Source organism: Fibrobacter sp. UWCM (assembly GCF_900129735.1).
Taxonomy (GTDB): domain Bacteria; phylum Fibrobacterota; class Fibrobacteria; order Fibrobacterales; family Fibrobacteraceae; genus Fibrobacter.
Genome location: NZ_FQWR01000024.1, coordinates 39,668 through 61,427 on the forward strand (window position 1 = coordinate 39,668; position 21,760 = coordinate 61,427).

Genomic DNA, 21,760 nt, shown 5'->3' on the forward strand with positions numbered 1-21,760 from the left:
ATTAGTTTTTAGTTATTAGTCATTAGTTTTTTTTGCACCACCGGCGCATTTTTCAACCAATGACCACTGACCAATGACCATTGACTAAGTTCTAATTTACTGCTGGATGTTCACGCGGAAGTTGGCACGGCGGTTCTGGGAGTAAGCCTCTTCGGTTTCTCCCTGAGCCTTCGGGGCTTCCTTACCGTAACTCACGGATTCCATACGCTTGCCGTCGATACCGTAGGCGCTCAGGAATTCCTTCACCTTCATGGCGCGCTTTGCACCGAGGGTAAAGTTGTAGTCTTCGGTACCGCGGGCGTCGGTGTGGCCCTCGATGGTAAGCGTGAAGCGGGTTTCCTTCAGGAGGAGTTCACCCACCTGTGCGAGCAGTTCCTTCGCCTTTTCGGTCAGTTCCGAACGGTCGAAATCGAAGTACACGTCTTCGCTCATAATCTGGTTGATGAGCGATTCGAGGCGGGCGCGTTCCGCTTCAAGGCGTTCGGCCTCGAGGCGCGCGCGTTCGGCGGCGAGGGAATCCTCGTTCACCGCGGGTGCGGGTGCAGCCGCGGGCTGAGCAGCCGGAGCAGGTGCAGGTGCGGCAGCCGGGGCCGTGGCCGGCGCGGGCTGCGTCTGCGGGGGTTCGTTCTTCGCGCAGCCTACAATGGCGAGGCATGCGGCAAAAGTAAGAATGGAAAGTTTAGCGATGTTCTTCATTTAGCACCTTCTTTGGTTTTTTGTTGTTCACTATCTTCGTAGAACCAGGACCACGTAGGCGATGTGTTCTCGCCGCCCTGGGTAATGCGGGTCACGTTCGCGCCGTCAAACCGCATAATGTAAATCTGGTAAGTCCCGCTACGGTTGCTCGAAAAAGCAATCAGCTTGCCATCGGGCGACCAGGTCGGGTGTTCGTTGTTGCCCGCGTTGTTCGTGAGCTGCACAATGTCGCTGCCGTCGAGCGCGCAGGTATAGATGTTCATCTTGCCGTTGTCCATCGAGGTATAGACAATGCGGTCGCCGTTCGGGGACCAGCTCGCACGCTCGTTGTAACGGCCCATGAATGTCACGCGGCGCAAATCGGAGCCGTCCTTCCCCATCACAAAAATCTGCGGGCCACCGCCACGGTCGCTCGTGAACAGCACCTCGGTCGCATACGGGCTCCATGCCGGGCTCGTCTGGTTGCTCTTCAGGTAGGCGAACTTGCGCGCCTTGCCCGTCTCCATGTTGCCGAGGAACAGGTCAGTCTTCCCGTCGACCGTCGAAGAGAAAAGGAGTTCGTCCGTACGCGGGTTTACCGCGGGGCTGTACGTCTGGTCGAACTGCGGGAAAATCACGCGTTCCGGCCCGCCGAAGTTCTTGGCATAAAGGTGCGGGCGGTTCGTCTTGAAGTTCACGTAAACAAGCCCCGCATTCCCGCGCGTCCACACGGGCATCATGCTGATGGTTGAATCGCGGGTCACCTGGCTGCGGTGGAAACCGTCGTAGTCAGATACCACCACCTGCTTCACGCCCTCGATTTTCGAGACGTACGCAAGCTTGGTGCTCGCCACGCCGCGCTCACCGGTAATGCGTTTCGTCACCTTGTCAAAGAACGCGTGTATCGCGCGGCGCAAGTCCTTCTGCTTCAGGGTGTACGATTCACCGAGCAGCAGGTCCTTCGACTTCGAAACATACAGGAAGCATTCCACCTTCAGGGCGCCATCCTTCTGGGGCAATACCTTCCCCGTCACGTAGTATTCCGCATGGCTACGGCTGAAAAGCGCAAGGTTGAACTTGTCGGAGGCAACCACGTCGAACCGGCCCGAAAGGTTCGCGTCGCGGGTAACAATCTGGTGCGGGCGTTCCTCCATCCATTCGATACCAGGCTTCTCCTCGAACGGGACGACGCCAAGCGGAATGGTCTTGAACACGGAAATACCCACGTCGACTGCAATCGTATCGATAGAGGCAAACGCATTCGGTACGGCAAGCATCAACAGGGCAAGAAACGCGATAATCTTCTTCATAAACATTCAACCTAGTTCGGCGTAAAGTTAAAGTGCAACACGAGGCTCGGGGCGCGGTAGTTCGGCGGCAGTTCGGGCACCTTCGAAATCTGGATGGCGCGCACGGACAGGTGGTCCCACGCCTTGTTGCCCGACGACTTCTTGAGTATCACGGCGGTAATCCCGCCGAAGCGGTCCACCTGGAACTGCACCGTAGTCTTCGCGTCGCGGCCCACCTTCAAGTCCTTGGGCGGCTTGAAGTTGCTCATGATAATCTTCTTCAACTGCTCGAGGTACACCTGCATCAGCGGGTCCATGTCCACGGAACCCACCGGGTTCAGGCTCGGAGCCTCCACCGCAACAGGCAAGTCGAGGTCGTCGACCGGGAAATCCTCCTGCGGTTCCGGTTCGGGCTCCGGTTCCGGTTCTGGCGGCACATCCTCGTGCACTTCCTCGGGCTTTTCTTCCGGCTCGGGCTTAATCTCGGGCGGTAGTTCCTTGTTCACCTTGGGCTTGGGCGGCTCCTTGGGCTTCGGGGGCTCAGGGGGCTTAGGCTGCACAGGCTTGGGGGGCGGAGGCGGCTGGGCCACCTGCACCATCTCGAACACCGGGATCTGTTCCGGTTCGGGTTTCAGGTTCACGTAATGGAGCCCGATAAAGAATGCGACAACGAGGAAATGGAAGACAACCGCAACTACGATTATCTTCACGAGCGTGGAGTCCACGTCCGAGCCGAAGTACTTTATTCTTTCTTCCTGCTTGCTCATTTACCCGGTTTTTCTTTAGGATTCATCGTAAGGAACCCGAGTTTTGTCACGCCCAATTTTTGGACCTTGGTCACAACCTTCATCACAAGCCCGTAGTTCACGTCCTCGTCGGCATTGATGACAACGGCCATCTCGCCATTCCAGAGCGACTTGAACACGTTATTGAAACCATCGAAATCCACCTGCATGTCGGCGATGTAGATTTCCTCGTTCTTGGTGATGGACACCTTCAAGAGTTTTTCCTGCTCCATGGTCGGGGCTTCGGCCTTCGGGAGATCGACCTTCACGCCCTGACTCATGAGCGGCGCAGAAATGATGAACACGATAAGAATCGAGAACACGATATCAATCATGTTCGTGAGGTTCATCTCCTGCTTGAGTTCTTTTCCGCGGCTACGCTTCACCTAGGCCTCCTAGCCGGCAACTTCTTCGAGAGCGAGCAAGTCGCCGCGCTTGAAGAGGCTCAACACCTGGGAACCGAAGTTGAAATAGGAGATTTCGTTCTGGCCGTTGCAGCTGGTAAAGTAGTTATAACCCGCAGAAGCCGGAATAGCAACCACAAGGCCACCCACCGTGGTAATCAAGGCCATGGCGATACCCGGAGCGACAACGCTCAGGTCGGCAGAGCCGTGCTGGCCAATCTGGAAAAAGGCAATCATGATGCCCCACACCGTACCCAAGAGGCCGAAGAACGGGGCAAGGTTAGAACTCGTGGCAAGGAAGCTCAGGTAACGGTCTTCGGTAAGGCGCAGGCCCTCGATGGAACGCTGGATAGTATCTTCCAGGAGCGATGCACGGTGCTGGATGGAGTCGTAACTCACGAAGTTACTGAACTTGGAGGCTTCCTTCAACACCTCGGCCGTAAGGCGGCGGAGCGCACTGTCCTCGGCGGTCTCGCAAAGGCCCTGCAACTGCACGAACTGCGTAACCGTACTGAACTTGCGGAAGAACTCAGCATTCGCGTGCTTGCTCCTGCGGTAGGCAAAGAACTTCACGATGATAATGCCCCAGGAACCCAGCGACATGATGGCAAGGATGCAGAGGACCACGATGGTCGCAATATCGGACTGCACTACCATTTGTACAAGAGGGATGGAATTGTTCAAAAGAACCTCCTCGAATAAAAGACTTGGCGGGAACGACCGCCCCGTGCACAATGTAGCAAAAAAATATGATTCAGACCAAGCAAAAGAAACTTTATTCGGGAAAAAAAGCGAACTTCAGAATCATACAGACCTAACACACAAAAAAGCAGCATTTAGTCTGTAAAAATTGAAAATAGGCCCTACACAAGGCCTTCAAGTTCCTTGACGTGAAAGCTCCTGCGGTGCACCGGCGTAAACCCGAATTTACGGATGGCGTCGAGATGCACCGGCGAGGGATAACCAGCGTTCTTCTCGAATCCGTAAGCCGGATACTTTTCTGCTAGTTTGTCCATATAGCGGTCTCGGAAGACCTTCGCAAGGATGGAGGCCGCAGAGATGCTCGCGATGCGCCCGTCGCCCTTCACGACAGGCATCTGCAGTTCTGCAGGAACACCGCGAATCTTGAGGTTGCCATCGACCGCAATGAAAATATGCGGCACCCGCTTGTCACCCTGGAGGGAATCCGCAGGACAACCGTTAGGGTCCACCTCCGCAAAACTCCCCTTCACCTCCACGGGAATCTCGGGCGCAGTCTCGTTTATCCCGGGCATCCCGAGCGCCCGCAGCGCTCGCCGCATCGCAAGGAAGTCGGCCTCGAGAATGTTTATCTCGTCAATTTCCTTCTCGCTCGCGCTCGCAATCGCATAGCAGGCACACGCGTCCTTCACCGCATCGAACATCGCCTCGCGCTTCTTTCGGGAAAGTTTCTTCGAGTCGTTCAGTTCGGGCATAATGTCGGGTGCCTTCAGCACGGCGGCGCAAGCCACCACGGGGCCGGCAAGCGGGCCGCGGCCGACCTCGTCGACACCCACAACGATAACGCTCTTGCCCTCGCCCGCCGCGGCCGACGCAAACAGGTCAAGTGAACCGTCAACGCCGGCCCCGCCGACAGATGCCGGATCCGCGACAAACTTCCGCATGAGGGTTTCCCCCTCTACCGGAGTCTTGACGTTTTCGAGGAATGCGGGCAGTTTAAATTTCATAGATTAGTTGTTAGTCATTAGTTGTTAGTTATTGGTTGTTAGTTAAAATTATCGCGCCTTTGGCGCCTGATAAATGCTAATGACTACTGACTAATAACCATTGACCAAAAAATTGACCCATGACTAATGACCCATTTCATTATAGTAGTCTCTTATCGTCTTCCAGTATAAATCGTGTTCCTGCTCGAGCACGCGGGCGGCGAGCACCTCCGGCGTATCGCCTTCCAGCACAGGCACCTTCACCTGCGCGAGAATCTTCCCCTGGTCGATTTCCTCGCTCACCAGGTGCACCGTCGGGCCCGATTCCTTCTCGTGCGCGGCAATCACTGCCTCGTGCACGTGAATTCCCCAGAAGCCCTTCCCGCCATACTTGGGCAAGAGCGACGGGTGAATGTTCAATATGCGATTCTCCATGCGCCGCACGATGCACACCGGCAGGGCCTTCATGTAACCTGCCAGAATAAGCAAATCCACATCGTACTTGTCAAGAACCTCAAGCAGCGCGGCCTCGTACGCGGCAACATCCGGGTGAGTCTTCCCCGAAATGTGGTAAACCGGGATGCCGTACTCCTTCGCATGCTCCACGGCACCGCACGTTCCGTTGTTCGTAATTAAAAACTTGCACTGCGCCTCGAGGTCACCCTCGCCAATGCGCTCAATAATAGCCTTAAAGTTGCTCCCGCCACCGGAAGCCATCACGCCAATTTTAAACATGGCGCCAAATATAGAAAAGAGCCGCTTACTTGTGGTCGATTCCAGGGGGCGTGCGCAGGTAATAGATAACGCAGGGCACCACGACGCAGAGTACGGTAACCGCGACCGTCAGGTACACGAACCATTCCTGGACCGTCACCGCAGGCGGCAGGAAAAACGTCTTGACAATCGCGAAGACAGCAATGAGGAAAACGCCAGGGAGCAGGTAAGACATCAACTTGTTCATGATTTAAAAATAACACTTTTTTTGTCCGAGTTCCGTTTTGTAAACACTTTTTTGTTTTTAAGCAGGCGCAACCGCCTTATAATTTGTAACTTTTACCCCGGAAATAAACCTTAATTCATGGAAATAACTATGAGCATCAAAGATTACCTCGCCGGCGCCAAACAGGCCGGTTCCGTCCAGAAGCTGATGACCCCGGGCCTCGCCGTGGAATTTATCCAGCCCTGGTACACCCCGCTTTCTACGACCCCCTCTACCACGGGTATTGCTGTCGGCGGTATCGGCTCGACATTCACCGCAACGCCTGCGGGCACCACCCCCGTGATGAACGTGATGCCGGGCGTGCAGGTCCGCACCGAAAAGCCCTCCGACCTCCGCTTCAACAACTTTTTCTTCAAGGAAGCGGTCTTAAGCGCAAAGGCTCCCCTTGTAATTGGCAACTTCGCCGCATTCGGCATCTACAACAACAACTTCCCGCTCCTCGATGCAAACGGTGCGCGCGTTTTCGGCGATGCCGACATGAAGGACCAGAAGAAGGCAGAAGCCAAGCTCAACAAAGTGCTTGCCGACAAGACGTTTTTTGCAACGAACAAGGCCGCCTTTGAACGCTGGCACATCCAGTTCAGCGACCGCACCCAGGCTTTGATCGCTGCAGGCAAGGACACCGCCGCCATCAACCGCGCCGTTCTCATTGACTTCTTTGACGGCATGATTGGCGAAAAGGCAGCCCGCGAAGGCGCCCTCACCGCCGCCTGGGCAAACGACTCCGAGTTCCTCGGCCAGCCGGGCTACGACGCCGCCAAGATGAAGTACACCGCTCTCTATCCGGTGAGCGAAACCGTTTACGAAGGCAAGGGTGTCGCTATCACCAAGACCCAGTCCAGCTACGTGACCCCGGGTGACGAACGCCTCTCCAGCCTCCCGGTGAACGCCACCATGTTCACTCTCGAAAATAACACCAAGGAAACCCGCGAAGTGACGATTGTCCAGATTCAGGACAGCATCACGGGCTACATGGCCAAGAAGGACCGCCAGGGCGTTCAGGACTCCAGTTTTGTGCTGGTGCCGTCTGCTCGTTTCCCGAAGGGCGTGCAGTTTGACAAGGAACTCAAGGATGGCCGCTCTGTGCGCGGTATTGAATTCTACAACGAAAAGCCGCTCGCCGAAAGCGACTTCAACGGTTGCATGGGCGTGTCCGTCGCCTGGAACAAGAAGGATAACCTGAACGTTTCCGTGAAGCCCATGTTCTACCAGGACGATGCCGCCTCTGTGCTGAAGGGCGCTCTCCAGAGCGGTCGCGTTGCTGGCTCTTGGGTCAAGAACGTTTACAGCGGTCGTGAAACGATTGCAGGCGCCGTCGCCGTGACGGCCGTTTTGAAGCCGAAGCAGAAGGTCAGCTTCCAGTTCAACCTGGTGCTCGACTTCCCCGAAATCAAGCTGAACAAGCTTACTTCCGCCAAGAAGTACACCGCATTCTTCCCCGAAGCTTATGGCCGCGTGGGCGCCATCCTCGAAGAAGCCCTCGCCGCCGACAAGAACTTCGACGCTCGCCTCAAGGCTTTCGAAGCGCTCGTGCCGAAGAAGGCCGTGGCCAAACTCTACAAGACGGCCGCCAAGCAAGATGAATTCAAGAGCCTCGCCATCAACACGCTCAGCTTCCTCGCCGAAGCCACCGTGTGGGACAAGGACGACCGCTTCCTCGTCCGCGAATGCGCCGACTATCCGTTCTTCAACTCCCTCGACGTTTACTTCTACGGCAGCTTCAGCCTGATGGCCCTGATGCCGCGCCTCGACGGTGTGGTGATGAAGCGCTTCGGTGATGCGATTCTCGCCGTAAACGACAACCGTCGCCGTCACCATGAATACGTGAACCACCCGTTCGCTGACCTTCCGGACCCGAAACTCGAAGGCCCGCGCGCCGTGCGAGGCGCCGTGATTCACGACCTCGGAAGCCCCTTCGATGCAGAACCCGATGCCTACGACTGGCACAACGTGAAGGAATGGAAGGATCTCGCTCCGAAGTATGTGCTGATGGTTCTCCGTCATTACGTGAAGACGCAGGACAAGCAGAACTTGCAGGATTGCAAGGAAGCCGTCTACGCCGCCATGCAATACCTCGAAAAGATGGTGAACGAAGGCGAAAACTTCCCGCTCACCCACGGTACCGACGACACGTTCGACAACCTCTCCAGCCACGGCATTTCCGTGTACTGCGGTAGCCTCTGGATTGCAGGCCTCCGCGCTGCAGCAAAGATTGCCGAAATCCTCGGCGACAAGCAGCAGGCCGACACTTGGAACGCCAAGGCCGACGCCGCCAACAAGGAATTCGACGAAGCATTGTGGGACGAAGCCGAAGGCTACTACCACTTCTTCGTGACTCCGATGGAAGCGAAGGACGTTGTGGCCGACAAGCTCCCGCAACTCGCCGACGCCATCAAGGACACGCTCGCCATCGACGGCAGCGACGTGAAGGCCGCCCTCAAGACCATCAACGAATGGCTGAACGCGGGCGAAATTCCGAGCGACGTGGATCTTTCCAAGAATGAACTCCGCGGCCTTAAGAAGGCATGGCTCACCGCCCAGTGCAAGGAAGCCTTTACCGCCAGCTGGAACGCAAAGATTGCGAACGACTGCGACGACGTCTTTGCCGACTCGATGCTCGCCGACACTTACCTCCGCCTGCTCGGCCTCAAGCCGATCAGCGACGAGAAGAAGGCCAAGGCCAACCTGCTCCGTGTATTCAACACGAACTACAAGGCCAACAGCCCGCTCATCGGTGCAGCAAACCTTGTTCGCAAGGACGGCTCTCCGCTGGACGAATTTAACTTCCAGGCTCACGACGTGTGGATTGGCATCCAGTACAGCATCATGTGCGCCATGATGCACCACGGCCTCGAAAAGCAGGCAGCCGACATGGGCGATTCCATGATCCGCAACCTCTACGAAGAAGCCCGCATCCCGTTCGCCGCACCGGAAGGATTCAACGGCTCCTGCCGCCTGCACCCGGAAGCTCTAGTGAAGGCATTCGGCCTCAGTGCCACCGCCGCCGACAAGATGCACAAGGAACTCCTGAAGAAGGGCGCCCTGCTTGCAGACTCCCGCATCAGCCCGAAGCTCCCCCGCAACCTGCCCGCCTTTACGAAGGCATTCGGCAGCATCGCGAAGGCCAACAAGGTTGAAGCGAGCGCCCTGTTCATGCTGCTCCACAGCACGGCCCTCAAGTACACCGCAGGTAAGTACTTCCGCCCGGGTATGGTGTTCGCTCTGCTTTACTAATGAGACCGCTCGCCTAGTGTGTCATTGCGAGGGGCGAACAGCCCCGAAGCAATCCATAGAACATAAAGACCTCGGCATAATGCCGAGGTCTTTGTCTGTTTATAAAGGAGTGTCACACATTGAACAGAGAAGCAGATGAGAAATCAGTCTGAATCGGATTCCTCTACAGCAGGACCATCGAATTCCTCGATTCTTCCCGTTTCAACGAGTTCCTTAATATATTTTGCTCCCACATGAGAATTTTCAGCAATATGGAACTCTTTACTCAGAGCTGCGAGATTTGCAAGAGATACATAATCTTGCAAAATCTGATTGATAAAGTAAAGCAGACACTTAGGCTTGATAAACTCGATATAGAAATAGTTGTTGATTCCGTAATCTTCTAACCTTAACGCATTGTCCATTTGGTCTTTACCAAGAGGCAGCACAAGGAAGGGAACATTGCAATAAACACATTCTTTTATAGTTGCAAGACCGCCATGAATTATGGCACAGCTTCCCGTATGTTCAGTATCAGCCAAGCTCTCTAAAATTTTTCTTTGCGGAACCCATCCAAAAATAGACACATTCTCATAATCACTTTTCAACTCTTGAACAAGAGTCGCCCCCGCACACAACACCAATTGGTACCCAGACATATCAGACGCTTGCATAGCATCAATAATAGACTGAAATAAAATTAACGCTTTTTCCTTGTAGTCCAAAATTTGAGAGCCAGCTGTAACAAAAACAATCTTTTTATGTGCGTTGAGAAAATCATGCCAGTACTCATCAGAGTACTCATTATTATCGGGTTCCAATTCCTTTGTCATACATGGTTCAACATAGTGAACTTTCGAGCCATGTTCATATTGACTATAATCAAAAGACTTTATGCATGGAATGAATTCATGGAAAGTCGATAATGGCGAGACAAATTCCTCCAAAGATATTCCCGGATCATCATAAATTGTATCAACATCATCGCTATCATTTTTTACCATATTGATAATCTTATTCTGTTCAGCAACAGAAAACGCCTGTAAATTTTGCAATGCATGAGCAGCAGGATCCTCTTCCGGGTGTCGCAAATATGTCGTTGAAAACGCAAATTGAATTTTTTCATTTGTAAAGACCTTTGTTTTTACATGATGATGATAATATATAATGAGCAACTCTAGTGCTGTAAAATAGCCTGAAATAAGAAGGTCTGGGTTAATTCGCTTCCAAATTTTTCGAAACTCCTGAGCACATTTATAGATTTTTGTATCAGAAGGGAAACCTACTTTATTTAACGATTTCTCACTATCAAAGCCTGCTGCGACCAAGGTCCATATGTGGTCAGTTTTCCATCTAGTTCCCGGAGTCGTTACAACTTCATTTGTGTAGCCATACGGATAAATGGAATAGTCAACAGATTTCTCTTGACACGAAAAGATTGTTTCGTATCCAAAATTGGTCCCATTTTTCAAATTGTATTTCGTCACAATCTCTTGGCAATCGGCTATCCCCATATAGTTGATATCATGCCACTCTTTTAGATAGTCTGCCCAAGCAAGAGTCGGAAGCCAGTGCCCCTGTTCTTTATAGACATCAGGCCAGAAAAGAATTTTCTTTTTATCGGACATAAGAATACCTACCTTAAAATTAAAGACCTTGTCAATCTCAAAAAACTACATAAACAACCGCTGATTGAGTTCTACCATTAGATATCAATCTGACAAACCGCCTATTTTTGAAAAGACTGCGTTGAAATCATATCCACCCTGCGCACTTGTCGAAAGCCACATTTGGAAAACAATCTTGAAACCACCTTCTTCTTTGTAGTTGAAATACATATATTTCTCCGAGTTGACATTTTGTCTGACATCCGAGGGGATATCTGTTCCAATCAATTCACCCCAATTATAGGCTACTAAAGTTTGATAGTACGCATCGAAGGTTTTGGGGAGATTGTTATGCCAGACCTTTGAGACACACGAAGAACTGCCTTCCGGCATCCAATTAAGCAAAGTCGTAAACATTTCAGGGAGAGAACTTGGAATAGGCAAATATTTTTCCGCCATGGCAATGCAAGCGGAATTATCCACTTGCGGATTATTACCGGAAGCTGTTTCAGTGGAATTTGTTCCTGTTCCCGAATCAGAGGAACAAGCTAACAGAAACAATGAGAATGAAAAAAACGAAATCCTTAAAAAATTTTTCATATTAATCCTTCAAGTTAAAATCTTTTGTTTCGCACAAAATAATGACAAATCATTAGTAATTTGATTTTGAAACATTACTATTTTTTATACACCTAACAGAAAGTCCGGTTGCTTTATACGTATCATCCACATAAACATATCCATCATTTTGCTTAAAAACCGCCGTATAAGACTCATATTCACTTTTCGGCATAGAAGACCATAAATACGTCATACTTCCTAAGGATAGATAGTTTGGCGACGAAGCATTCCAATTACTATAGCTTCCCGCATATAAAAGGGAAAAGCCAAACGCATCCGTGCCATTAGGCTCCGATATAGCAAGCAAATCCTTCCAATAATTCTTTGAACTGTATTTTTTTACATAAGCAATTAACTCAGATAATTCCGATGTGTCCGGCAGATGCCAACCACTAGGGCAAATTCCTTGACGATTTTTCACATCTAAATCAGCACATCCATCTTCCATATATCCACAATCGCTTTCTAGTGTATCTATAGCAGCTGTCCACTGATACAAACGACCATATTTTGCACAATTTAAGGTGTCATTGTTATAGCACCAAGAGCTCCCCTGCAAATTTGGAGTATAATTGCTATCCGAATAATTCAAATTTTCAGCCATCCATTCCTGTGTTCCCATAACAACGGTTTTATAAGTCTTTCCATCGCGTTTATCATATAATTCACCATATATACAATTATCTTTAGTTGTCGTTTTGCATTTTCCGACAACTAAAGAGCTACTAGATGATGTGCCTTTTGAACTAGATGAGATATTTTCTTCAAGGGAACTTGACGAAACATCCTCTTCAGAAGAGCTACTTTTATCACCCTGAATTTTGCTGCTTGAGGACTCTTGAACCGAACTAGATGAGATTTTTTCTTCAGGGGAACTTGACGAAACACCCTCTTCAGAAGAGCTACTTTTATCACCCTGAATTTTGCTGCTTGAGGACTCTTGAACCGAACTAGATGAGATTTTTTCTTCAGGGGAACTTGACGAAACACCCTCTTCAGAAGAGCTACTTTTATCACCCTGAATTTTGCTGCTTGAGGACTCTTGAACCGAACTAGATGAGATTTTTTCTTCAGGGGAACTTGACGAAACATCCTCTTCAACAGGTGACGATTCTGTTGGGGCCTCGGAAACATCTTCTCCAGACGAGGAAACTTCATCACCGCAAGAAAGCACCAGGCACATCATCAAAAGAAAAAAAGAATTATAGATTATCTTCTGCATATTCTTAATTCCTTGCAGTATAGTTTAAATATATAATCACATCTGTTATTTGACTTCCAGAAGCACCCGTTACCGAAAGGCTCCAAATTGAATCAGCGCCCCTACCTTCAAACAAATGCTTTTTTTCTGCAGATATCCGAGAATCAATAAAGTTTGGATTAGTATTTGTAATGCTAGAAGCATATGTCTCTGGATTGCAGTCAGTTATATTCGCCAACTTACTTTCCAATAAAGTTAATTCAACATTTACTTTTTGCACAGAAGCAACAGTCTCAACAAATACACTGACATTTCTAATTCTACGGAATGAATGATTCGCAAATTCATTTGTCCAGAATTGATTATCAAGAAGGATCTGGCATGTACCTTCATCCTGTAGTTTTTTCAATGCACCAGAACCATCAGGTTTGTTAAATTCGCTCAATCGAATTGCCCTAGCAATTTCCATTTCTTTCACATCTTTTTCTAAATAGGCTTTTTCCATCCGTCTTAAATCAAGCAGAATCCTTTCCGGAGCAAGCAAGCCTTTATAGAAAGAGTCCCAATAATTCGACTGTATGTATGACTTATCAGCATCATCAGGAATTTCAAAATGGTATGCTTTTTCAGCCATCTTGGCAACATCAATCAACAGATTTACATACTGTCTAAAGACCTTGCCGAGTTCCTTTTCAAGCCAAATATACAAATCATTGTTCGTAAACTTTTCGCTCAAAACATCATAAATTTCTTCCGACCTCAGAATCTCATTTTCAATGTTTTTCTGCTTTTTCTCGACCTGTTGGGTCTTGATTTCGTTTACAACTTCCTGTTTTTCGACTTCGACCACTTCAGCATCGGCAACTTCGTCTTCAACAAGCCATTCCTTCTTGCGACGTTCCAATTCAGCCTGCAACTTTGTCTTGGCAGCATCAAGTTGCCTTTGAGCGAATCGCGCAGCATAGCTTTCGGCCGCACTCACAAGATTTTCAGCAAGTTTTGTACCGCCAATCGACTCCATGTCGAATCTTGGACCACCGAACATATTCGTAACAGCACCGAACTTGAAATCAGGAATCTTGAACGTCGCAGAAGCGATGTTGCGGACTTTTTCAACAGTTTCCTGAATCTTAGCGACCTTTTCCATCAACTTCTGATACTTCTTTTCAGCGGTCGAAATAAGGTGCATCGCCTTTTTCTTCTTGGAGGTGCTCTTCTTCGCGGTTTTCTTTTCTTCTAGTTGAGTTTTTTCGGCCTCTAGGGACTTGATTTCCATTTCATGGACGGCCCTGCTTTCCGCAATCACCGCCTTGTCACATTTCGCCTTGAACACTTGCAACTGTTCAGCATCCTGTTTTTCTAGAATGGAGAGCAGGTCGCGGCCCATCTGGCAAGCATCTTTTGCCATGTCAACAGCAAGTTTGACAATAACCCGGAAACGATAAATGGACGTCGGTTCATTTGACGAATTTAGAATAGAATCGATAGAAATTCCCATCGCCCTCGCTTTCACAAGCATGCCCGGATCAATGGGCGGGGCAAACAAGGCCAGAGTCCGCTTTACACCTTGAATATTCAAGCTGTTACGAATCTTATACAGTCTGTCCGCTACCGTATCCCAATACGAGAACAAGGTATCGTTTCTTGGCACTGTAAAATAGAACATCGATTCCACAATGTTTCCGGTACGGCGAGCCTTGGCATCCATAGCCCTTGCATTAAGGACCTTCGCCTTGTCTCGACCGATTAATGCAGAATTTTCATATTCTATAAATGCATTGCCCAAAGAATCGGTGTTAGAAAGAAGGTCGTTCGCCGTGAGCGCAGACATCGGTTCCGGTTCAGGGGCTTCTGCATTTTTGGGGCCAAGCAGTTCTGCGGCCAGTAGATAGAACTGAATCGCAAGATTGACAGATTCCGTCGTGTCCTTGGCAAATTCCTGGTCGCCCCATCCAATGAGCGCATCAAGATATTTCATCACCACATACTTCTGATACGCAACTTTGCGGTAACGAGCTATCAGATGAGGGTTAAACGGATCATTTTTCCACTTATCAACAAGTGACGAGAGAGCTGTCCTATCTGGGAGCATGTCCCGCTTGGTCGGAAGCCCCAACATCTGCAATATGGACTTATCGGCATCCTTATTGACAAAGAATGGCAAGAATTTCCAATAACGAGCACCCTTGGGCAAATCCCTTGCGAACTTCTTTGTACGTTCATACGCCGAATAATTCATTCTCGGATCAAAAACCAACTGCAACCACAGCAAAGCCTCTTCGTAGCTCTGTTCTGCAATCATTTTTTCGGCAATGAGCATCGGGACATAGAAGAACAGTTCCCAATTGTACATTGCATTTGCCCCGCCCCATACAAAATCCACCATGGGGGCAGGATACGGACCATCGACGCCCTTCTTGTCGGGGCGATAGTTAAAGCGGAATATATTCTGTCCCAAATCCCACGACTGCCAATCTCCAGCCATATAATAGCCAAGATAGACGCTGAAATAGTAGTTATAGTAGGAATAAGAGTAATAATAGCTATCGGAAATAGGCAAAGCCTGCGTTTCACGGGTATAAAGCCACTTAGTGCCACCATCACGATAACGCTTATAAAACTCATCTACCAACGAATGGGAAATAAGTTCAAACCTGTAATTCTTTTGCCCCTGATTTACATTTCCGTCTTTCGGAACAGGCTGAACAAAGAATGTACGCCGACCATCCATATAGAAGAACGGCAAATCTTCTGTTTTATCTTTTTCATCCAACTTGAGCATGGACAAATTCGTAGAAACAATTCTGAATCGGCCCGGTGTATAGTTCAGGATTGCGTTATTCTCGGGATAATTGAAGCCCTTGTCACCACAAGTGAATTCTTCCTCTTCCTTAAAGACGCCATGGACCAACCGGGTTCTTTCCGGTGCACAATCATCCATCAGCATCTCCGCAGCAGGATTGACTTCGATAGTATCACTTCCATCCGCGGAAATTGTAATTTCCGCGATTCTGTGGTAGAACTGCCTAGTATAATCGTAGATACGCTTGGTTACTTTCGTTGACTTCGAAGAGCCATCCATCACTTCTGAGGAACCGACAATTTCTTCAAATTCCTGATAGTGATAACTCGTCTTGACAATGGAAACCTTAACCCATTCCAGTGACGTTTCCGTCTTCAAATTATAACGGTCTTCAATGTTCTCGTTATCGCCCAAGGCAAAGTCAAGTTGATTTCTAGAAGAATCGTACAGGGCATTTTTTGACATACGGGTACCCGTCCACTTTGTCCCTGTATAACTAGTCCAACAAACCTGTATTCGCGCATAATATTCTATCGCTTCAAGGCCACCTTCAGAAGCAGATTCTATATTGCGCTGTCCAACCGTAATTTGTGGCCACAGCAAATATAGGCGTTGGTTCACAATAGCAGGAATAACAGTCTCTGATGGAATATCTACATCAAGACGTTCCCATGGTGTCCATTCCCCCGAAAGAATCGCTTTTGCCTTGTATTTGCGATAGTAATATGTATGTGGTTCACCCTGTGTGCGACCTACTATATGCAGGGTGTAAAGGATTCCTCCTTCATCTCCCCCATTTTCTTTTGTCGCTCCAATAATTTCAATACTCGATACCTCGCGGATCTTTTCGAGATATTCAAAAAGTGCATTTTCAAGATTAGCGTGATCGTCGGAAAATTCCTGAATACGCTCTTCCAGTTCCTCGAAGAATGGCGTTTTGTCATCACGCAAATCGGACGCTATCCAGTTTTCAGGATATAGGAAGACTTTACGGGCGGCTTCCCACACACGGTAATTCTTCATCCATTCCCATTCGCTACGTTGTTGATCATTGAGGACCCTATCGCCCTCCAAACCCAACTCGGCACGTTGCACGAACAACTGAATTGATGCGGAAGCCTGGACAATACGAGAAATAGCCATGTCCGGTTCCATCTTCACATCCATCAAATAATAGGAATAAAGGTCGCTATCATCAACAAACTGACGCGGATAACGGTTAGACCTTTCCGTATTAGAACATGATTCCCAACAGACATAGGCGGCGAGAGCATCCCGTTTTTTCTTACGCAAGTCATCATTCATCTCCTGCGCAAACTTGAGCCACTCGGATTCCTTCGTATGGGACTTTACAGCAAGTTCAAGATTCTCTACATATGCACCATAGGCAATCAAATCGTTCTTATATCTAATGAAATCTTCTTCTGTATCAGACTCAAGAGTAGATTCCTTTAACAAATCGTTCAGCCCATTCGGAAGCAAATGCGTTTTAGAATATAATTCGTAATATTGTGCAATACAGAGCCACTTTTCAATATCATTATCAAAGGCATCATCCGCATATTCATATAATGCCGTCAAATCAGAACTTTCCAGTCCTAACTCCTCGGCGAAATCATCTAATTCTGTCGTAAAGCGTTCTTCAAGAGAATTAAAATTGAAATCGCCCGAAAGTAGTCTGTCCGTCACATAGTTTACATAAACCAATGGTTTAAGAGAGGAGCCTTCCCCATTATCATCATATTTAATTATAGACAGAACATCTTCATCCGATTCGTATTTAACAAAGTCAGTAGTTTTTAAATCAATTCCTTGCTCATAATTTTGCAAATAATTATAAACGGCTACTTTTCTCGCCAAATTCACATATAGCGCATAGGATTGTTTAGACAACCTAGGCTTTTCCTCATTTTCTTTATCTTTATTCCAAATGCCCAGAGCAAACACATAGCCTTTGGCATCATCATAGAATCTCTCCCAATCAAGGATATCGTTTTCGGGACTCAATGCATCACCAAATCTTTCAGCAATACCAAATTCGGCAAAGACTAACAAACGCAAATTCTGCTGCGTTTCATCAAGCGCATCCGGAATCGAGGCGTCATCATCAACATCAAATTCTTCACAAAAATCAGAACTATATAGATTTGAAGCAAAGGTTTCCGCAGCAGTCTCTTCATCTTCGGTCACAGGAGAAAGCATCTTTAAATAAAAATCTGCATCTATCGATGTCCCGCTTATAATTCGCCATTCATCGGCAAATTTACGAAGGTTCATCAAATTATCAGGTCCAGGCATTTCAGGATTAACAACAAGCCCATTTTCCTTTAAAATCAACAAAGCATCAATCGAAAGCCCAAATGTTTTCTGTAAGAGTGTTGCTCGATAAAATTCCTGCATAATTTGGGGTGCAGTCATATCAAATCCATCTTTTTTCACAAATTTGTAGATAGCTATGGCCTCATCCTTCTCCATGCCGAATCCAGTATTCGCGATTCTAACAACATCCCTTTGCGTAAATACCGCATTTCCTGCAACAGGGCTTGCCAAATGGAAAATTTCATTCAGCACATCGATCGATAGTAACCCAACATTGCCCATTACATAGGCTTCCTGCACTGTCACGCCATAACGCGCACGCATTTCACAAATCACATCCAACTGATTTATATCTAAATCAAAGGTCAGTAGCAGTTCTTCGAAAGTCCAGTCAAGAATATTTTTTCGATGTAATAGAACTGCCATTTTCTTAAAGAACTCATCCCAACCAGAGAAGTTAGACTCTCTTGCAACGAAATGATAACCGTCAATATTGGCAAGTTGGTAATATTCGGAATCTTTCGGCTTATACTGAACTTGATCAAAATGACCATCTAAAAGAATTACATTTAAATCTTGAATGGTCAAACCAGAGCGTTGTAAGAAAACGGAAAGGTTACACAACACATCAATATAACCGCCGTCCACATAATCAACCTTATTCGGCATCAGGATTCTATTATTGGTCTGGTCAAGCCCCCAAAGTTTCCACGTCGGAATTTCAGTTAACGGGAATGAGGAAATCAATTCCCTTTGCATTGAATCTAAACGAAGTTCCCGAAGATCAGCACCAGCAATTGACGCAATATCATAAAAATGTAACGACAAATTTGCCAAAATCTTTTTTGCTTTTTCCCGATTGAAATTTGCAGGCAATTGAATGGGATAAACCGACTCGCTTAACTTTACCAGCGCGAGATCGGCTATTTTCTTTCCTACAGTCGTTCCATTTTCTTCGACATCTATCGTTTCACCAAACGGACAAGGTTCAGCCCGAAGTTTTTCGGCGCTAGCATCACTCGAATTATTATTCGCAATTGGGTAAGCAAAACCATTATTTTCAACAGGACCAGCCACCAAACATTCCAACAATTCTATGCCCAAATCAATCGTGGGCATAGGGATTTCCGCATTGGCCTTAGTCAACTGCAAATCTAGATAGTCCGGCCTGCGCATTACAAAGGACTTATACGCGGAACTCTTTTTTAAAAACTTCAATAAGTCTATATAATAGGCAGAGGCACTCAATATTGACTGGCCTTCCGTTGCCTTAGCATAGTTAATCTTTCCAAAAAGTTTCGCCCAATTGACAGTATCGCGTGTTGCGGTTCTTTCATTCGCAGTATTTGTAATATTTCTATTTTTCGGAGCAGCAAGCCGCATTCTAGAAGAAACAGTACGGGGAAGCGAAGGTAAGGTATCTTCGCTTTCCGTAGAAGAATCGGATGCATAAGCTTGAATATTTAATGTTGCTTCAACGATATAATTTTCCGCCAAGCGGTGTATTTGCTTTGCATCTTCTGTTTTGCCAAGTCCGCCCCCATATTGAGCAACAAAAGAATCCTCATCAATTGAAGCTATTTTATAAGCTGAATCAAAACCTTCTTCAACCAAATAGGCTATTGCAGTCGCACTGTCCGTCAAATGGAACAAACGCTGTAATTGCTTAATCAATTTTTGATTACCTTCGCTTACGGAAAGTTCTGTATTCTGTTTCAAGAACTCATCTAAATCACTATTGGACAGAGAGAATTCATCCCAATCAGAATCTTGCAAAGTCAAGCAGAGAGATTTCCAATTTTCGAGCAAATTAATAAGATTTCCATCCGGTTCGACAAGAACTGTTTCTTCCGTTGCTTCATCTGTTATTGAAGTACGCTCAGCCAAAATTATAGCGTCACCAAACTTCTTTTCCAAATCAACAAATAGCGTTTGTTGCGGGAACCATTTCTTAATGAGTTCAAGAAGTTTACGAACGTATATTACCTTTTTCAGTTCTGTATTGGTTCCGGGAAATTCAGGAGGCAAACACTGCGGATAAGTGACAACAGGAGTTCCATCAACAGTTTCCGTTTTGGGCGTCCCAAATTGCATACCATAATTATCGGCAATGGCGTTAACAATACCAGACCAATCCGATTCTGTAAACTTCACAAAATCAGCGAAACGTTTAAAATTAAAATTTCCCTTTGTATAAGCATGGCGATAAGCACAAACCACACCATCTGCAAATTTTTCAAAGAAATCGTTAAGGTCAAAAACCGTCTTCAATCTAAAAAACTGTGTTTCAGTTAATTGCGGATATTCAACCAAATGATTGATTCCCGTTGATGAAGAATTTGTTGATTCTCCAGAACTGTCAATATTACCTTCCTCTTCATCTGGTACAACAAATTTTTGTAATACTCGGATTAAGGCATCCGTATTGGCTCCCACATTATAATAGGCGTCCAATAAATTATTAAAAAGAGACGCTTTATCCGAAGGAAGATACTGAGAAATATTTTCTTTTGAAATATTTGAAACATACCGCAGTGGAGCAGGTCCAACGACGGACAAGTTCCCAGACAAGTAAAGAAGGAGCATCTGACTTATAGTAAGCGATGTTTCATCTTTTTCCTTATCTTCCGAAGATATTCCCTCACCAAGCAGTCGCTGCCATAGTTCAAGAAACTTATTCGTATCGGCACAAATCAATCCATCGGAAATAGCGCCCAACAACGTCTTTTGCAAAACCGTCGGCTTAGCTTTTATCATCTGATAAAGCGACGAAATTCCTTCACGCAAGGACAGCGCATAGAAGACTTCACACCAATACTTCTTTTCATCATTGGACAAAAGATTCGTATATTGTTCACTTGGAGGGGTTGTATTATACCTCTTTAGAAGCTGAAAATACAGGCTGTACGCCTTAAAATATGCGTAAACCTTAGATTCAGTCAATCGTTCGCGACCGGCCACTAAAGGGAATGTCGTATTTGAATTCAAGAATGTTGTGATTCCCGAGACCTTTTTGGTCCAATCATCTCCTCCATATTCAGAAAAAACGGCATCAAAATAAACATTCAACAACGAATCAATCTTTTCGAACTCGCAAGTAAACGATTCTTGTTTCGCTTTTAAGAAGAAATTAATTTCTTGATCAGTCTTACCATTAAATACTAGATGTTCTATAGCAAGAGACTCGCAGGAATTCTCTTTAGATTTAAAAACCTCCGCATACAAAGAAACCTTATCTTTGCCATAATCCTCCTTGGAATCCAACAGCAGTCCCTGAGGAAGTAGTGTTGAATTATAGCGAATTACAAACCGTCCTTCGTCATCCGAAGTTTTCGATCCAAGTTCAATTTTTTTAAACCGCCGCGTAGTTACCGAATTCGAAGTTGTTTCTTCAAAATGAAGACAATAAGCTTTAACAATCAATCCCGAAAGAATTTTGCCTTGTTCATTTTTGACTGTTCCATAAACACTACAGTCGCCGTTCTGCTCTGGAAGTTTTGAAATATCAATAGGTCCGATGTTTAATGCAGAGTTTGGTTCATTGTAAATGTTTGATGTCCATAAGTTATTTCCTTGATAATCTTCCACTCTTATTCGAAGCGTTGGGAATTCAAGGGTTGTGTCGCCATCTTGGAAATTCCCGCGAGAATATGTTAAGGTAAAGGAGCCATCGGCGGAAATACCCGTTTCAGCAATTTGGTAAAATTCACCATTTTTTAAATTATCCGCATAAACCTTACCCTGGTAAAATGGGACTCCGTTTTTATTGAGCGTTCCAGAAACCGTCCAAACTTCGGGTACAGGATAGGCCATAGATACTCCTTTGATATAATTTAAGCGAATAATACGCAAATTTAATATATCTTATTTTATCGCCCCATGGCCATCTTGTTCAAAAATTTACAATAATCTTACAACCATCGGTTCAAACTCTCACACAACTTATGTTTTGAGTGAAAATTCTAAAGGTTCATTGCGTTTTTATTTAGCTTATTTTAGCATATTTTCCATTTACTCGTCAAAATTTATCTAGAATATTGTATATTTATAGAAAATTTTACCGGATTAGGCAAGTCTTTTTCTGTAAATTCATGCACAAAAAGCAGATTTTTCCATTTCCTTCTCGGTTAAGTAAGCTTTTTCTTCCATCCATTCCTC

General features: G+C 46.8%; 13 protein-coding genes. 1 reads left to right on the forward strand and 12 read right to left on the reverse strand.

Annotated elements, in window-relative coordinates:
* Positions 1-96 precede the first annotated feature (96 nt).
* From BUB22_RS13455 to BUB22_RS13490, 8 genes are all read right to left on the reverse strand, one after another.
* Positions 97-696, reverse strand: coding sequence for an OmpA family protein (locus BUB22_RS13455; protein ID WP_073115926.1), 600 nt, complete (start codon positions 694-696; stop codon positions 97-99).
* Positions 693-1,985, reverse strand: a complete 1,293-nt coding sequence (locus BUB22_RS13460; RefSeq protein WP_073115951.1) for a PD40 domain-containing protein — start codon at positions 1,983-1,985, stop codon at positions 693-695. The genes BUB22_RS13455 and BUB22_RS13460 overlap by 4 nt, the downstream gene beginning before the upstream one ends.
* An 11-nt stretch (positions 1,986-1,996) precedes the next feature.
* The gene (locus BUB22_RS13465) at positions 1,997-2,731 is read right to left on the reverse strand and encodes an energy transducer TonB (RefSeq protein WP_073115927.1); all 735 of its coding nucleotides are present in this window, start codon (positions 2,729-2,731) and stop codon (positions 1,997-1,999) included.
* Complete coding sequence (locus tag BUB22_RS13470; RefSeq protein WP_073115929.1) at positions 2,728-3,135, reverse strand: ExbD/TolR family protein; 408 nt, start codon at positions 3,133-3,135, stop codon at positions 2,728-2,730. Before BUB22_RS13470 ends, BUB22_RS13465 begins: the two co-directional genes overlap by 4 nt.
* Positions 3,136-3,144: 9 nt before the next feature.
* Complete coding sequence (locus BUB22_RS13475) at positions 3,145-3,837, reverse strand: MotA/TolQ/ExbB proton channel family protein (protein WP_217650375.1); 693 nt, start codon at positions 3,835-3,837, stop codon at positions 3,145-3,147.
* 179 nt (positions 3,838-4,016) lie between these two features.
* Positions 4,017-4,859 carry a ribonuclease HII gene (locus BUB22_RS13480; RefSeq protein ID WP_073115933.1) on the reverse strand — a complete coding sequence of 281 codons (843 nt, stop codon included), beginning with the start codon at positions 4,857-4,859 and terminating at the stop codon, positions 4,017-4,019.
* A gap of 123 nt (positions 4,860-4,982) precedes the next feature.
* Positions 4,983-5,573: a phosphoribosylglycinamide formyltransferase gene (purN, locus tag BUB22_RS13485; protein WP_073115935.1), complete on the reverse strand. Its 591-nt coding sequence runs from the start codon at positions 5,571-5,573 to the stop codon at positions 4,983-4,985.
* Between the two features lie 25 nt (positions 5,574-5,598).
* Positions 5,599-5,799 (reverse strand): hypothetical protein, encoded by a 201-nt coding sequence (locus BUB22_RS13490; protein ID WP_072812509.1) that lies wholly within the window; start codon positions 5,797-5,799, stop codon positions 5,599-5,601.
* A gap of 129 nt (positions 5,800-5,928) precedes the next feature.
* On the opposite strand from BUB22_RS13490, the gene BUB22_RS13495 reads away from it, so the two are divergent.
* Positions 5,929-9,072 (forward strand): GH116 family glycosyl hydrolase, encoded by a 3,144-nt coding sequence (locus BUB22_RS13495; protein ID WP_073115937.1) that lies wholly within the window; start codon positions 5,929-5,931, stop codon positions 9,070-9,072.
* A 143-nt stretch (positions 9,073-9,215) separates the two neighbouring features.
* Here BUB22_RS13495 and BUB22_RS13500 read toward each other — a convergent pair whose 3' ends face one another.
* The 4 genes from BUB22_RS13500 to BUB22_RS13520 all read right to left on the reverse strand — a co-directional run bounded on the left by BUB22_RS13500 (position 9,216) and on the right by BUB22_RS13520 (position 21,415).
* Positions 9,216-10,679 (reverse strand): glycosyltransferase, encoded by a 1,464-nt coding sequence (locus BUB22_RS13500; RefSeq protein WP_073115939.1) that lies wholly within the window; start codon positions 10,677-10,679, stop codon positions 9,216-9,218.
* Positions 10,680-10,763: 84 nt separating this feature from the next.
* The gene (locus BUB22_RS16460) at positions 10,764-11,258 is read right to left on the reverse strand and encodes a hypothetical protein (RefSeq protein ID WP_139259009.1); all 495 of its coding nucleotides are present in this window, start codon (positions 11,256-11,258) and stop codon (positions 10,764-10,766) included.
* Between the two features lie 52 nt (positions 11,259-11,310).
* Positions 11,311-12,501, reverse strand: a complete 1,191-nt coding sequence (locus BUB22_RS13515) for an FISUMP domain-containing protein (protein WP_073115945.1) — start codon at positions 12,499-12,501, stop codon at positions 11,311-11,313.
* Between the two features lie 4 nt (positions 12,502-12,505).
* A complete protein-coding gene (locus BUB22_RS13520) occupies positions 12,506-21,415 on the reverse strand; it encodes a Tc toxin subunit A-related protein (protein ID WP_073115948.1) in 8,910 nt (2,969 codons plus the stop codon).
* Positions 21,416-21,760: the final 345 nt, after the last annotated feature.

Bases quoted from the DNA above. Each gene is read 5' to 3' on its own strand.
- BUB22_RS13515 (WP_073115945.1), bottom strand. From the start codon at position 12,501: ATGCAGAAGATAATCTATAATTCTTTTTTTCTTTTGATGATGTGCCTG.
- BUB22_RS13460 (WP_073115951.1), bottom strand. From the start codon at position 1,985: ATGAAGAAGATTATCGCGTTTCTTGCCCTGTTGATGCTTGCCGTACCG.
- purN (WP_073115935.1), bottom strand. From the start codon at position 5,573: ATGTTTAAAATTGGCGTGATGGCTTCCGGTGGCGGGAGCAACTTTAAG.
- BUB22_RS13520 (WP_073115948.1), bottom strand. From the start codon at position 21,415: ATGGCCTATCCTGTACCCGAAGTTTGGACGGTTTCTGGAACGCTCAAT.
- BUB22_RS13495 (WP_073115937.1), top strand. From the start codon at position 5,929: ATGAGCATCAAAGATTACCTCGCCGGCGCCAAACAGGCCGGTTCCGTC.
- BUB22_RS13455 (WP_073115926.1), bottom strand. From the start codon at position 696: ATGAAGAACATCGCTAAACTTTCCATTCTTACTTTTGCCGCATGCCTC.
- BUB22_RS13490 (WP_072812509.1), bottom strand. From the start codon at position 5,799: ATGAACAAGTTGATGTCTTACCTGCTCCCTGGCGTTTTCCTCATTGCT.
- BUB22_RS13480 (WP_073115933.1), bottom strand. From the start codon at position 4,859: ATGAAATTTAAACTGCCCGCATTCCTCGAAAACGTCAAGACTCCGGTA.
- BUB22_RS16460 (WP_139259009.1), bottom strand. From the start codon at position 11,258: ATGAAAAATTTTTTAAGGATTTCGTTTTTTTCATTCTCATTGTTTCTG.
- BUB22_RS13500 (WP_073115939.1), bottom strand. From the start codon at position 10,679: ATGTCCGATAAAAAGAAAATTCTTTTCTGGCCTGATGTCTATAAAGAA.
- BUB22_RS13465 (WP_073115927.1), bottom strand. From the start codon at position 2,731: ATGAGCAAGCAGGAAGAAAGAATAAAGTACTTCGGCTCGGACGTGGAC.